Here is a 13904-nt window from a genome sequence, read left to right on the forward strand (position 1 = left end):
GCAATATTGGGATTTATCCTGGAGGCGTCTGAGCGCTAAATTATTAATAAAGATAATGATATCGAGCTATGCGCAGCAGAATCGTGTATGGTTGCCGGCCATTCATCAGGAAAAAATCTATGTCACAACGCAAAGATGCCAAAAGCCGCCGTAACTACCTCGTAAAATGTTCCTGCCCTCACTGCTCACAACATTCCGAACACAGTTTCTCCCGCGTCCAGAAAGGGGCAATGTTAATGTGCCCGCACTGCAGCAAAATTTTCCATCAAGATAAAAACGCCCTCGCTCAGGCGACAAGCTGAGTCTTCTCTCACCTTTGGTGAGAGAAATAAGGCCCGCACGGGCGGGCCTTAAAACATGTGATTTAAGAAAAAAACGTCACGATTATGCCTGGTGCTCAATCACCTTCTGGCTATTCTCAATAGCGATTTTGCGGGGTTTTTCACTCTCCGGGATCTCCTGGTAAATGGAGACCTCCAGAATGCCGCTCTCTAATTTCGCGTTGCTCACTTTGGCATGATCGGGCAGCGAGAAGCTGAGGCGGAAATCCGCACGCCGTATGCCTTTATAGATCCAGCCCTGCTCCTCCTCGGAAGCCTCTTCACTGCGCTTACCGGAAATATGCAGGTTGCCCCCTACCGTCTCGATTTCCAGCTCCTCCTCCTTCCAGCCAGGCACGCTGACGTGCAACAGGTAGTTATTGGCATCGACTTTTTTCAGATCGTAGGCAGGCGTCGCCGCCACAGGCGTGTTGCCGGTGAGCTGGCTAAAAAGCGAATCAATACGATTAAAACGATCGGCAAAAAGCGAATCTGAAAAGCCAGGGAGTGCTGACAAGGTTCTGAGTGCCATAAGTTAACCTCCTGAATAATCAATTCAAAAGCTCAAGTTACAGGCAAGCCTTGCTTGTCCGCTAATAAAAATAATGCCGACGGCACGTTTTTCAAGAGTGGGTAAAAAATTTTTTTGCGGCTGCGCGATGTGCAGAAAAAGCAGTGGGGGAAAACAGTACGCGGTGCCGGGAGCGGCGGGAAGATGGTACGCCCTACAGGGTTCGAACCTGTGACCTACGGCTTAGAAGGCCGTTGCTCTATCCAGCTGAGCTAAGGGCGCATTACGCGAATGCCACCACCTTTACGGTGGAAACGCCTGGAATTATACGGTGAGCACCAGGTGAGTCAATGTATTTTAGGCTGGTTGCCTGCGAAGTGAACGCGCCTGCGCGTTTTCCCGGCAATCCGCCAGTTTATGCGACGTTACGCCTACGTCCCCGCCTTAACCCTGCCTTACTTCTTGGGAAATGTCTCAGGAAGCTTTAAGTATCTGTACCTGTTTCTGCATGAATCAGATTGTAAAAATGTTGATCTTAACAGGGCATAAAACAGGACATGCAGTGTGTGTTTGCTGCTGGCAAAGCCTGAATGGACAGGGCGTTTTAGCCGAAGAATAAAATACGTTGGCGAGGGAAAAATGCGAAAACGTATCCGTAGAGAAAAACATCGCAGCGATAAACCGACACATCGGGTTCTACCTTACCGGGGCGCAACGCCTCCCCTTTTTGATACGCTGGAACAACTCGTCCAGCAACTCAATTTCGCACTGCCGGAATATATGATTAGCCAGACGCTAATCTCCACCGATCACTATTTGAGTTATGCCTGGCGCAGTTGCCTCTTCTCCGGTAAACGAAATGCAGTCTTTCCATCGCTTGAGATGGCAAACCATCAGCTTTGTGAACCCTATCTGTCGCACTTAATTGTGGATATGGAGACCCTGACTACCTCCCGGCTGGAGGCGCTGGAAACCCTGCGGCAGCCCAACTTATGTAATCGCGGTCTGCATATCTATCTCTTAACCTCAAAAGACGATCCGGCACAAATGAGCTTTCTGCGCGCAGCAGGCCCTTTTCATGTCATTGCTCGCGATCTCTCCGTTGTTCCGTTCCGCCAGGCACTGCTGGTGCCCCCTGAAAGAAGTATTCACGCTCCGCTCTTTCCAGCCACAGAGTGGAAAATTCTCTCTTCTCTGGCGCGAGGACTAACCATGAAACGCATTGCACGACAACTTAACCTCCCTTACCATCGCGTTGTTTACCGACTCAATACCCAACTTAAGCTGCTTGGCCTCCCCGATCGACAAAGTCTTATTCATCTCCTGCATCGTCTGACCCTCAACAGGCATCACCCGACGCTATGAATGAAGCCTCTCCTCAGCTTGTCTTATGGGTAAAAGAGAGCAGAAAGCGCACCTGGTCAGATCTTTTTTAACAAAAAGATCACAATTAAAACTAATCCTGGGACCAGAGAAAGCACCCGTCTTTCTCTGGTATCCGCTCTCCACAATGCTTTGCTCACGCCAGCTGCGAATAATATGCCGCTCATCTTCTTAACAGGTCGAAAACAATTAGTTTGTTATTTTGTTTTGCTCGCCGTAAAAATCATAATTCCCTAAAACAAGAAAAATTGATAACAGATAGATTCAAATATCTTTTATGCTCTTTTATTCCTCAGGATTTCCTGTCGGCAAATAACTCACGCTAACTCATAAGACCTCTCCATACATACTTACCAGGTATAATTGATCTAGCGCATTAACTCGCATGCCATTTCTCTTGCGTTAATCCGGAATAGATTATTTTTCCCCTTCGCAGTCTGCGAGGGAAAATAGTCTGGCAGACACAAGGATGCTACCGGTTTTCCCATGAAAATTATCTTCGTCACAGAAAACGTCAACGGCAATTACTCCTCTTAACGTCTGTGGCACACCTGCGTAGACGAGGCATAAAAAAACAATCAGAGGCTAAAAAAGATGAAACCGGCTTCCGTCATTATTATGGATGAACATCCTATCGTCAGGATGTCGATAGAAGTTCTGTTGCAGAAAAGCCAGAATGTGAACGTCGTTCTGAAAACAGATGACAGCCGCAGTGCGCTTGATTTTATTCGCGCCAATAAGGTGGATCTGGTTATTCTTGACATTGAATTACCGAAGACTGATGGTTTTACTTTATTAAGAAAAATCAAAGCAGTAAGAGAAGATGTCAACGTGCTTTTTCTCTCTTCAAAATCAGAGTCGTTTTATGCCGCACGTGCAATCCGCGCAGGCGCGAATGGTTTCGTCAGCAAAAGAAAAGATCTCAATGATATTTATAATGCGGTAAAGATGATTCTTGCCGGATACTCTTTCTTTCCTTCTGAAACTCTTAATTACATTAATCATCCCGGCAAACGAAAAGGGGAAACACGGGATATGCCGCTCTCTAATCGCGAAGTCACGGTATTACGCTACCTGGCTAACGGTTTTTCGAACAAAGAGATTGCGGAGCAATTGATACTTAGCAACAAAACTATTAGCGCCCATAAATCAAATATCTTCTCTAAGCTTGGCGTTCATACCATCGTTGAGTTGATTGATTATGCCAAGGCGCACGAGCTGTTATAAAAAAGGCCGCAACAGATGCGGCCTTTTTTAGACACTCTTTTAAAAAGAAAGCTTAATAATAATTAATGGTAAACGTGGCATCTGATTTAGCAATACCAGGCGTGGGATTATTCACCAGCGCAATGTAATTGGCAAAAAACTGCAAAAGCGAATTGCCATTACCATCCACGATAATTGCCTGGCTGGGCACCTCAAGATCTAAAGGCGACAGATCGTGGTCACGCAGTTGAATCGCCACCTGATGCGCCATCTTACTGTCGCTAAGCGCTAACCATGCAGGATTGCTGGCGGCTTTTCCCGAAAATGTTATCGAAACACTTCCCGGCGGACACCCCTTCAATTTCAACGAAAAAGCGACCGGCGTGGTGATATGTCCTGCCATTTGCAACTGCCTGATCGGCCAGCGTCCTAACGAGACCGTTTTTTGGCTATCGCTGCTTTCCACCGCACATCCGGCGTTAATAACTCTGGCGCGCAACTCAATGTTGGTTTGCGCAGCGGCAGCATTCAGCCCGTAGCCGAGCAGCAAGACAACGTGTAAAAAGCGGGACATTACGGCTCCTTAATTATATTCCACGCGTAAAAATCCGCGGGCGCTGAAGGGCCCCTCCGCCGGTTTATTGCCGGTAACGCTGACGGGCCAGGCACGAATGCCGAACCGTGCCGCAGCGTTCTTATCGAGCTGAAGCGGGATCACACTGAAAATATTATTGGGCGTAAAGGGCTGGCCAGATTCATTGGCGACGACAAAGCCTAAATCCGGATTATCTGAGAGCAGAATGTGATTGTCCGACTTCTCCGCTTCGAGCCGCACCGAGATATTTGCCTGGGCGTTAACATTGGTACAGCTGATGGAAACCGTGCGGCTTTGCGGCGTCACGCCGCGCGGGCGATTCCCTGCTCCGGCCTCGCTAAACAGCGCGGCACGAATATCGCCAAAATCAAACTCTACCACCTGCCCGGCATTCACCTCGCAGCGCTGCGGAACTTCCACCACGCCGCCAAGGCTAATGGTGTAGACCGGCGTGATCAGCGGATCGTTTACGCCAGTGGTGACATACACAGTGAAGAGGGTCTGCTGCGGAATAGTCACCCGGTTCATAAAGCGCTCGGTTACCCGGAGCTTAAGCGTCAGCTGCGAATCCATCACGCCAAATGGGCGCTGCTTCGCCACATTCGGCTCCCTCCCCATGCGGATATAGTTACCCGGCGGATAAAACTCACCGGCGTAGCTATCGTGAATGCGCATTGCCGCCTGCAAATGCGGGGAAATTTGCAGATAACGATAACCGTGCGCAGTAAATTCCACCGGAAAACGCGTCACGTAACTGCGGTAGGTATGGGTTTGTCGGGTACCCGCCGGGCAGATTGCCCGTACGCCGATCCACGCTGATTTCTCCGATCGCGTAAGCACTTTATTTAACTGGTTACTGCTGCTATCGAAGCTGTCCGACAAATCGTAAGAAATATCGGTAGGTGTGCCTTTGGCGTTGTAACAACTGGCGGCGAAGGCCTGCGTTGCCGCAAGCCATAACACGCCGGCAAAAATCGATCGCATCGCGTTATCCTTTACTGACACAGTATGTACTGGCGAGGGTGATGGGCTGCTGCAGGCTGGCTTCTGGTAAGGCGTATGGGGCGAAACAGCGTTCATGATCGCGCTCCCCCCACTGCACCATTAGCTCCCCACGCAGCGGTAATCCACTTAAAAAGACCTGTCCCTCCTCGCCCACCATGCTGCTGACGCCGCTGTCGCGCTCAGTGACCAGCGATCCAAAGGGAACCGCCCGGTCGGCAAGCATGACGGTAAGTAGTGCACGCACGCCGATGCGGGTGGTGAAACTGGCGCGCACTAACGCGCCCTGGGTGGGGACAACACTACCGACATTACTCTCAATATCGGTGTGATCGCTGAGCGTAGCCGTATCGAGCGCCACGCGGTTATGGCGATAAACGGTGGCATAAGGGACGACGGCGTAACCGCGCCAGTCGGTCGTAATGGCGGGCTGATTCTCAATCCTTACCCCCTGCGCGCCCGGCGCTTTTATCAGCACATTAGTATCACCAAGCGGCTGGGCAAACGTGAGGCCATCGGCATGGGCTACCGCGCCGCCACCGAATTGCCAGTTATAGTCACGCTGCTGTTTATCGTAGTTGTAGCCGAGATTGAGCCTGCCCCATGCTGCCTGCCAGTGCGCGTTGGCACTGCCGTTATAGCCGCGGGAATTGCTGCTCCCCTGATTAAGGTTGTAACTGAGGTTACCGTCGTCCAGCAGTGTCCCACCAATGCCGGTCTGCCAGCTGGACTGCCCGCTGCTGCTGCGGTTGAAATTGGCGCTGGCGTAGACGTTTTGCGCCGCCCCCCCGCCCGTTCCAAAGCCCAGGGCGCTAAAAGGAACAGAGATATTGAGCGCTGCGATACGTTCCGCCCGCCTGTCGCCGGAAGCGTAGCTCCATGACCACGACAGGGCGTAGCTCATCCCTCGCCAGCCGTCGGCATAGCCAAGCTGCAACCAGCGTCGGCTACTCGATTTATCCCAATATGTCTGCTGCATACCGGAGAGATAGAGAGATCCGTAATCAGTAAAGCTATGGGTGATATTGGCCTGCACGCGCCGTTTTTTGTTCGCACTCTCTTCTCCCGATGGCCTCACTTCGCCGCCCGCGGTTTTGCTGGCCGGATAAGCCACCTCATCCAGGGTGTGAAAACCGCGCGTGGAGTAGCGCCACGCCAGAAACTGAAAGTGCGTACCAAGTTGATTGAGAGATTTGGCATACATAAAGCGCAGCGACTCGCCCTGCTCTTTACGGTCTTCGGCAAGGCGGCTGCGCGCATGGGTCAGATCGAGTGAGAGTGCCCCCAGATCGCCCAGATTCACGCCTGCACCGCTGGCAAACGCAGCGTAATCCCCGGCAAGCTGCGTCCCCCCGTAAAGGGTATAGCCATCTGCCAGACCCGCAACGATTGTCCCTTGGGTAAAAAAGGGTGAAGCGTACTGACGATTACCGCTGCGATAGCGCCCGGCCACCACATCATATTTGATGCGTCCTTCACGCTGCAGCAGCGGCAGCGTCGAATAGGGCACGCTATAACGCTGTTGGCTGCCATCTTTCTCCTCCAGCACCACGTCAAGATCGCCGCTGGAGGAGGTTGGATTGAGATCGGTGATGGTAAAAGGCCCGGCGGCAACCATGCTTTGATAGATGACATAGCCATTCTGGCGAATGGTGAGCCGCGCAGGCGTTCGCGCAATGCCGCGTACGGTGGGCGCATAGCCCTGCTGGCTATCGGGGTACATGGCGTCTGCCGAAAAGAGGCGCAGCCCGCGAAAACCAATACTATCAAACAGCGCATTTTGCGTGTTGCTGTCACCCATCACCAGCTCGCTTTTCAGCGGTACAACTGTCCGCTGTAACCAGCTGGCGATATTTTCCCAGCGCCTGCTGCCAGCGCCTGCGCTGCGCCAGGCCCCATTATTACGCAGCCGCCAGGGGCCATAATTCAGCCCGCTCTGCAGGGCAAAAAAATAGCTGTCACTCTGCGTGCCGTGGTTGCCGCTAAAGCTGTAATTAAACAATGCAGCGGGAATGCCTTCATCCCAGGATTCCGGTGGAATGTAGTCGCGGGCGCGAAGATGCATTGATGCCTGCGGCAGGCCGATATCGAGCCGCATAGTTGAAAAGGTAAAGGCGGTTTGTGCCCCGGGGATAGTCTGGCTTATGTCAATACAGTCGCGATCCTGCTGTAAATTCATCGCAGGAAATGCAGCCATATTGACGCCGATCCGCTCTAACAGCGCTGCTGAAAAACAGGGCATTAACCCGCCCGATGCCTCGCCTGCAGCGCTGTTCGCCCTGCGCTCAAAGCGGATATCCTGCGTGGCAATAAATTCATCGTTGCGCCAGATATCGACGCGGTAACTGCCCGGGCGCTGATACCCTTTTTCCAGCAGCGACAAATCAGCGACCGAGCCGGGATCGTCAGATAAGAAAGCCGGATTGAAGTAGCGTTCAGCATAGAGATCCAGCGGACATAGCGCGGCCAGCACCGAGAGCGCGAACCGGCGCGGAGGAAATTTTATGGTCATAAAGGTTTACCACTCGCCCGTCTAACGCAGGCTAACTGTTCTGACTGGCGTAACGGCACCGTAGTCATTGACTGTCTGAAAAGTGAGATCGCCCCGCGCATCGGACGGCAGCGCCACCTGCGTACTCTTTTTTGGCGCGACCATGACGTTGTTAACCTTCCGCTGGTTGATATGCATATTCACCAGCGAAAGATAATAGGACGAGGCATTGGTGATCTTCAGGGTGTTCCCCTCGAGCGCAAAGCTCAGCGCCTCCGGTGCCTCTTGCACCGGATCGGTGAGCGTTGAGGGGCGCACAAAGAGCTTGATGCGTGACAAAATCGCCAAATGCAGCACGTTTTTGCCCGCCAGGCTCTCCTTTTCCACCGAGGGAATCGCTTTGACATTGAGCCAGAACAGTGATTCGCGGTCGCCGGGAAGCGGTGGACCGACATAAATAATTCGTAACGTATTTTCACTGTTTGGTTCACTGACAAATAATGGCGGGGTAACAGCAAATGTTTTTATTTTCTGCCCCTGCTCATCTTCAATCCATGAATTAATCAAAAACCGGGATTTGTTATCACTATTATTCACCGCGAGCGAGGTCTGTTTCGCTTCGGCAGGATATATAACACGCGTAGCGCCTAAAGAAATTCCACCTTCAGCACTTACGGTACTGGAAATAAAAAAAATAGCCGCAATACCCATTCGTAATAAATTCTGCATGGTCAACTTTCTTGTAATAAGAACATTCAAGACAAAATAAACAGATGTCCACAAGAACTCATCCCTGAGAGTGTAGCCTCCTGTCCCCCATTTCTTATTCGTATTTCATAATAAACATCGTGTCAGCATTGGCCGAACCTGGCGTCACCTCTGCCGCGGTCGCTTTATAACGGGCGGCGAACTGCAACGTATTGCTTCCACTCGCCAGATTTTGCGCAACGGAGTAAGTTGCGCCGTCGGGCTTCAGCGTTTCGGAATTACTGTCGAGGATCTCGATGGCAATTCCCGTCGCGCTAGTACCGCTGGCACCCGCAGTGAGCGCTAACAGCGTCGGATCGACAGTATCGGCCTTGCCTGCAAACGCGACAGAGGCCTGCGTGGCAACGCTGCGATCGCAATCATTCACCGTCAGGGTAAACGGCACCGGAGGCGTCGTGTCACCGACATTGCTAAACAAGGTCGTGTGATATTGGCCCATGGCAACGGTCTGGCTGTTCGACTGCACGCTAATCGCGCAGGCAACCTGTACCAGTTCACCTTCAAAATGAATATTACCTCCCGGAATAACGACCGGTGCGCGGGCCTGCGCTAAGCCGGAAAACAGCATCATGCTCGCTGCAAGCGAAATAACTATGGGTCTTGTTTTCATATCATATCCTTATAATTCGTCCAGCAATTTTCATCATCCTGACAAATCTCGCTGATAACCGAAGGCATTTAATGCCCAAAAGATATTCTCTTCCATGAAAATATATACGAAATAGTCCTTATTTCGTATTTTCACCTGGTCAAGTAAAATGAAGTAAAGTTATTTAATTATCATGATTACTTGCTGCCCTATTAAATTAGCCCTGTGGCAAATTTTAAAATAGACACAAATGCTGCATTTCCCCTAAGTGGTTTCTTAAGAAGATATAAGAAACAGCCCTGCCATATTTTATTTATGTCATCTGAAATAGGGGCGAGTACCGCATAGATGCAGGCTTAACCTTATGTTTCTTAGGGGTGATGAGTTGTTTGTTTTTTGTTAAATCAAGCCCAGGACCTTTCCCTTGTTGCTGCTTCGCAAGTGAAATCCACAAACGGTAACTGACAGCGCGGCGTGCTTCTGACAGAATAGCGCGCATCCCCTTTAGTCAATTTAACAGATGGATTTTCTCCCTGATGGCAGCAAAAATTATTGATGGTAAAACGATTGCGCAGCAGGTGCGCTCTGAGGTTGCTGAAAAAGTTCGTGCCCGCGTTGCCGCCAGTTTTCGCGCGCCGGGCCTGGCCGTCGTTCTGGTTGGCAGCAATCCGGCATCGCAAATTTATGTCGGCAGTAAACGCAAAGCGTGCGAAGAGGTGGGATTTGTCTCCCGCTCTTACGATCTGCCGGAAACCACCAGCGAAGCCGAACTGCTGGGTCTGATTGATAAGCTCAACGCCGATAGCGCAATCGATGGCATTCTGGTGCAACTGCCGCTGCCTGCGGGCATCGACAACGTTAAAGTGCTGGAACGTATCGCGCCCGATAAAGACGTAGACGGCTTTCACCCCTACAATGTCGGACGTCTGTGTCAGCGTGCGCCGCGTCTGCGTCCCTGCACGCCGCGCGGGATCGTCACCCTGCTTGAGCGTTACAACATCGACACCTTCGGCCTGAATGCCGTGGTGATTGGCGCGTCGAACATTGTTGGCCGCCCGATGAGCATGGAGCTGCTGCTGGCCGGTTGTACGACCACCGTAACGCACCGCTTTACTAAAAATCTGCGCCAGCATGTGGAAAATGCTGATCTGCTGATTGTCGCGGTGGGCAAACCGGGCTTTATTCCCGGCGAGTGGATTAAAGAGGGCGCGATTGTCGTGGATGTCGGCATCAACCGGCTGGAAAATGGCAAAGTGGTCGGGGATGTGGTGTTTGAAGAGGCCGCTGCGCGTGCCGCTTACATTACGCCAGTTCCCGGCGGCGTCGGTCCGATGACCGTGGCAACCCTGATCCAGAACACGCTGCAGGCGTGTGAAGAATATCACGATGTAAAAGGCAATTAAGATGGCAACATTTTCCCTTGGTAAACACCCGCACGTTGAGCTGTGCGATCTGCTGAAACTGGAAGGCTGGAGCGAGAGCGGCGCGCAGGCGAAGATCGTTATCGCCGACGGTTATGTGAAGGTCGACGGCGTGGTTGAAACGCGTAAGCGTTGCAAAATTGTCGCCGGGCAAACCGTGACCTTTGACGGACAGAGCGTCACCGTAACCGCGTAACCCTTCTGTGCCCGATGGCGCTGCGCTTATCGGGCCTACAATTTCCCTGCTTGCCCTCTGCGGTGATTCTGCCCGATGGCGCTTTGCTTATCGGGCCGACAATTCCCTGCTTGCCCTCTGCGGCGATTCTGCCCGATGGCGCTTTGCTTATCGGGCCTACAATTTCCCTGCTTGCATCCTGCGGCGATTCTGCCCGATGGCGCTGCGCTTATCGGGCCTACAATTTCCCCGCTTGCATCCTGCGGTGATTCTGCCCGATGGAGCTGCGCTTATCGGGCCTACAACTCCCCTGCTTGCAACCTGCGGCGATCCTGCCCAATGCCGCTTTGCTTATCGGGCCTACAACTCCCCGCTTGCATCCTGCGGCGATTCTGCCCGATGGCACTTTGCTTATCGGGCCGACAATTTCCCCGCTTGCATCCTGCGGCGATTCTGCCCGATGGCGCTTTGCTTATCGGGCCTACGATCTCTGCATGGTGATTCGATCTGCGTAGGCCGGATAAGGCGCAGCCGCCATCCGGCAATGCCCACCCAACGCCCATCCAATACCCCTCATCGATAACGGTCAATTACCGATCAACCTCAAAGAATCACCAATTCCTCTGGCTGAACACTAAATTTCTGTTGCGGCGTTTTAAGAGTTATCTCACGATAAGTAGAACGTTCTACTAAAACGTTCTACTAACAAAAATAACGCGCAAAACGCGCAACTTCGGGGGAAGTCAGCATGAGTCTGATATCTGGATTTGTTAAATCGCTCTCTAAATTGTCGATGATTGGTCGCGCATTAATGTTGCCCATCTCGCTACTACCCGCTGCGGGTCTGTTACTGGCCTTCGGCGATAAATTCCACCTACCGTTAATGATGAATGCCGGTGGCGTCATCTTTGACAACCTGCCAATGCTCTTCGCCATTGGCTCTGCGGTCGGCCTGGCCTCGGAATCGGGTATTGCTGCGCTTTCGGCGGCGGTCTCGGTATTTATCACCAATATCACCATCGGCACCATGCTCGGCATTACCCCAGAGATGGCCTCGCAGGGCGGCAAATATGCGATGGTGGTCGGCATCCCGACCTTACAGATGGGCGTCTTTGGCGGTCTTATCTGCGGTATTCTCGCCGCCTGGTGCTACAACAGCTTCCATACTTTGCAGTTGCCGGAGTTTCTCGGCTTCTTCTCCGGTAAGCGTTTTGTCGCTATCGCCACCGCCTTTCTCTCGTTCTTGCTCGGCCTGCTGCTGCCCTATGTCTGGCAACATATTCAGGCCGGTATTGATGCGCTGTCGGTGGTGGTCAATGGCGATAACCAGGCGGCATCGACCTTTATCTTCGGTCTGGTCGAACGCGCGCTGATCCCGCTGGGCCTGCACCATATCTGGTACCCTTCGTTCTGGTATTCATTTGGCGATTACACCACTCAGGCAGGCCAGGTGATCCACGGCGATCAGACAATCTGGTTCAAAATGCTGGAAGAGGGTGTGAAATCCTTCAGCAGTGACAGCTACCACGACGCCGGTAAGTTTATGCAGGGCGAGTTCCCGCTGATGCTGTTTGCGCTGCCGGCGGCCTGTCTGGCGATGTATCACGAAGCGCATACGCGCAACAAAAAGATCGCCTTCGGTATTCTCTTCTCCGCCGCGCTGACCTGTTTCCTGACGGGCATCACCGAGCCGGTTGAGTTCACCTTTATCTTTGTGGCACCAATCCTCTACGTCTTTAACGCCATCATGGCGGGCCTGGCCTATATGTCGATGTACCTGCTGCATGCGCATATCGCCAAATCCTTCTCCGCAGGCTTTATCGACTACCTGTCGTTCGGCATCCTGCCGTCGTTTAACGGCTATCAAACTAACTACCTGAATGCGGTAATTGTCGGTATCCCGATGGCGGTGATCTACTACTTCACCTTCCGCTTTGTGATCCGTCGTTTTGATGTCAAAACCCCGGGGCGCACGGACGTAACGGCAACGGCAGATGATAAAACCGACAACGAACTGGCGGGCGAAATCATTGGCCTGTTGGGTGGCGCGCACAATATCGCCTCTGTCGGCTCCTGCATCACCCGTCTGCGTCTGGAAGTAGCAGATAGCCAGAAAGTGGATAAAGATGGGCTGAATAATCTTGGCGCGCGCGGCGTGGTGTTTGTCGGCGACAGCGGCATCCAGGTCATTTTTGGCGCAAGGGCACAATTTATTGCCCAGAGCATGTCCACGCAGATCGGCAAAGCATAAGATAACGGCCTGGCACGCACCGGCGTGTCAGGCCCGGCTGAGCAACATTAACGACAGGGAGCAGCGTTGAAGAAAGTCAGCATTATTGATGTGGCAAAGCACGCGGGCGTCTCCGTTTCCACGGTCTCGCTGGTGCTGCGCCAAAAAGGGAAAATCTCTGACGCGACCATCGAAAAAGTGCAGGTAGCGATTGCCGCACTCGGGTATGTGCATAACGTCGCGGCGGCGAACCTGCGCGCCAACACCTCCAATCTTATCGGGCTTATCCTGCGCGACTTCAGCGACAGCTTCTCAATCAAAGTGATGGCCAGCATCGTGCAGGAGCTGGAAAAGCACGGCTTTATGGTCTTTCTCGGCCAGCCGCTGAATGATGGCGAGCATCTTGAACGCAGCCTGCTCTCCTTTAAACAGCAGGGTGTGGCGGGCGTGATTTACCTCTCGTGTGATACGCGGTCACTCACTCTGCCCGCGCAGCTGCAACAGTGCGCGCTGCCGCTGGTGGTGGTCTCGCAATCGCTGCTGGAGGAGCCCTGCGATCTGGTGATGCGTGATAACCGCCAGGCCGCCGCGCTGGCGACCCGCTATCTGATTGAACGCGGTCATCGCAATATTGCCTATATTGGCGGTATTGAAGGGGATGTGATCCGCCAGCAGCGGCTGCTCGGTTTTCGCCACGCGATGGCGCAGCATGGCCTGATGTTGCGCGACGGCGCGACGCCCGCCTGCCACGGCGACACCGAGGCCGCCAGCCGCGCGACCCGGCAGTTGCTTGAACAGCACAACACCATTACCGCCCTGCTCTGCCACTCACCCGATGCGATGATTGGCTCAATAAGCGGCATCCATCACACCGGGCGCACCGTCGGGAAAGATCTTTTTTTGACCCAGCAGGTGGCGCTGGTCGGCTTTGAAGATATGCTGCACATCAATCTCACCTCGCCAGCGTTTACCTACGTCTCCTCCGCCAGCGAAGAGAGCGGTCGCCAGGCCGCCGGGCTGATGATGCGCAAGCTCAAAGAGCCGCAGTTACAGACGCAGCGCATTACTCTCTCCGGGCAGCTTATCGTGCGTGAATCCGCCTGACGCAAGCGGCGGGAGAAAATAAAGCCAGTGAATAACTGAGGCCGGATAAAGCAAAGCCGCCATCCGGCACAGCACGGATGGCGGCTTCGATAAGCGGACAGCGCGAGCG

General features: G+C 52.9%; 13 protein-coding genes and 1 tRNA gene. 7 read left to right on the forward strand and 7 right to left on the reverse strand.

The features are described from left to right. Positions 1-68: 68 nt before the first annotated feature. A complete protein-coding gene (locus N7V53_RS04625) occupies positions 69-302 on the forward strand; it encodes a YnfU family zinc-binding protein (protein ID WP_308810495.1) in 234 nt (77 codons plus the stop codon). An 82-nt stretch (positions 303-384) separates the two neighbouring features. Here the strand turns inward: N7V53_RS04625 and N7V53_RS04630 are convergent, their stop codons facing one another. After that, on the reverse strand, positions 385-852 hold the full coding sequence (locus tag N7V53_RS04630) for an Hsp20 family protein (RefSeq protein WP_023479051.1): 468 nt from the start codon (positions 850-852) through the stop codon (positions 385-387). 184 nt (positions 853-1036) lie between these two features. After that, positions 1037-1113, reverse strand: a tRNA-Arg gene (locus tag N7V53_RS04635). A 357-nt stretch (positions 1114-1470) separates the two neighbouring features. On the opposite strand from N7V53_RS04635, the gene N7V53_RS04640 reads away from it, so the two are divergent. Together N7V53_RS04640 and fimZ are read left to right on the forward strand one after the other, a co-directional pair. Beyond that, on the forward strand, positions 1471-2196 hold the full coding sequence (locus N7V53_RS04640) for a response regulator transcription factor (protein WP_071789467.1): 726 nt from the start codon (positions 1471-1473) through the stop codon (positions 2194-2196). Positions 2197-2808: 612 nt separating this feature from the next. Beyond that, positions 2809-3441 (forward strand): fimbria biosynthesis transcriptional regulator FimZ, encoded by a 633-nt coding sequence (fimZ, locus tag N7V53_RS04645; protein WP_023479072.1) that lies wholly within the window; start codon positions 2809-2811, stop codon positions 3439-3441. 52 nt (positions 3442-3493) lie between these two features. Here the strand turns inward: fimZ and sfmF are convergent, their stop codons facing one another. From sfmF to fimA, 5 genes are all read right to left on the reverse strand, one after another. After that, complete coding sequence (gene sfmF, locus N7V53_RS04650) at positions 3494-3994, reverse strand: fimbria assembly protein (RefSeq protein ID WP_279792376.1); 501 nt, start codon at positions 3992-3994, stop codon at positions 3494-3496. A 9-nt stretch (positions 3995-4003) separates the two neighbouring features. Beyond that, positions 4004-4999: a type 1 fimbria D-mannose specific adhesin FimH gene (gene fimH / locus N7V53_RS04655; protein ID WP_279792377.1), complete on the reverse strand. Its 996-nt coding sequence runs from the start codon at positions 4997-4999 to the stop codon at positions 4004-4006. Between the two features lie 4 nt (positions 5000-5003). Next, positions 5004-7529: an outer membrane usher protein FimD gene (fimD, locus tag N7V53_RS04660; protein WP_279792378.1), complete on the reverse strand. Its 2526-nt coding sequence runs from the start codon at positions 7527-7529 to the stop codon at positions 5004-5006. Positions 7530-7550: 21 nt separating this feature from the next. Next, a complete protein-coding gene (fimC, locus tag N7V53_RS04665; RefSeq protein WP_279792380.1) occupies positions 7551-8237 on the reverse strand; it encodes a type 1 fimbria chaperone FimC in 687 nt (228 codons plus the stop codon). 94 nt (positions 8238-8331) lie between these two features. After that, positions 8332-8886 (reverse strand): type 1 fimbrial major subunit FimA, encoded by a 555-nt coding sequence (gene fimA, locus N7V53_RS04670; protein ID WP_279792381.1) that lies wholly within the window; start codon positions 8884-8886, stop codon positions 8332-8334. 515 nt (positions 8887-9401) lie between these two features. Between fimA and folD the strand changes: the two genes are divergently transcribed. From folD to N7V53_RS04690, 4 genes are all read left to right on the forward strand, one after another. Next, the gene (gene folD, locus N7V53_RS04675) at positions 9402-10268 is read left to right on the forward strand and encodes a bifunctional methylenetetrahydrofolate dehydrogenase/methenyltetrahydrofolate cyclohydrolase FolD (protein WP_279792382.1); all 867 of its coding nucleotides are present in this window, start codon (positions 9402-9404) and stop codon (positions 10266-10268) included. A gap of 1 nt (position 10269) precedes the next feature. Further along, on the forward strand, positions 10270-10482 hold the full coding sequence (gene ybcJ / locus N7V53_RS04680) for a ribosome-associated protein YbcJ (protein WP_023479056.1): 213 nt from the start codon (positions 10270-10272) through the stop codon (positions 10480-10482). A gap of 727 nt (positions 10483-11209) precedes the next feature. Then, on the forward strand, positions 11210-12712 hold the full coding sequence (locus N7V53_RS04685; protein ID WP_279792385.1) for a PTS transporter subunit EIIC: 1503 nt from the start codon (positions 11210-11212) through the stop codon (positions 12710-12712). Between the two features lie 66 nt (positions 12713-12778). Next, positions 12779-13795: a substrate-binding domain-containing protein gene (locus N7V53_RS04690; protein WP_279792386.1), complete on the forward strand. Its 1017-nt coding sequence runs from the start codon at positions 12779-12781 to the stop codon at positions 13793-13795. Positions 13796-13904 lie beyond the last annotated feature (109 nt).

The organism is Kosakonia sp. HypNH10 (assembly GCF_029850615.1).
GTDB classification, from domain to species: domain Bacteria; phylum Pseudomonadota; class Gammaproteobacteria; order Enterobacterales; family Enterobacteriaceae; genus Kosakonia; species Kosakonia cowanii.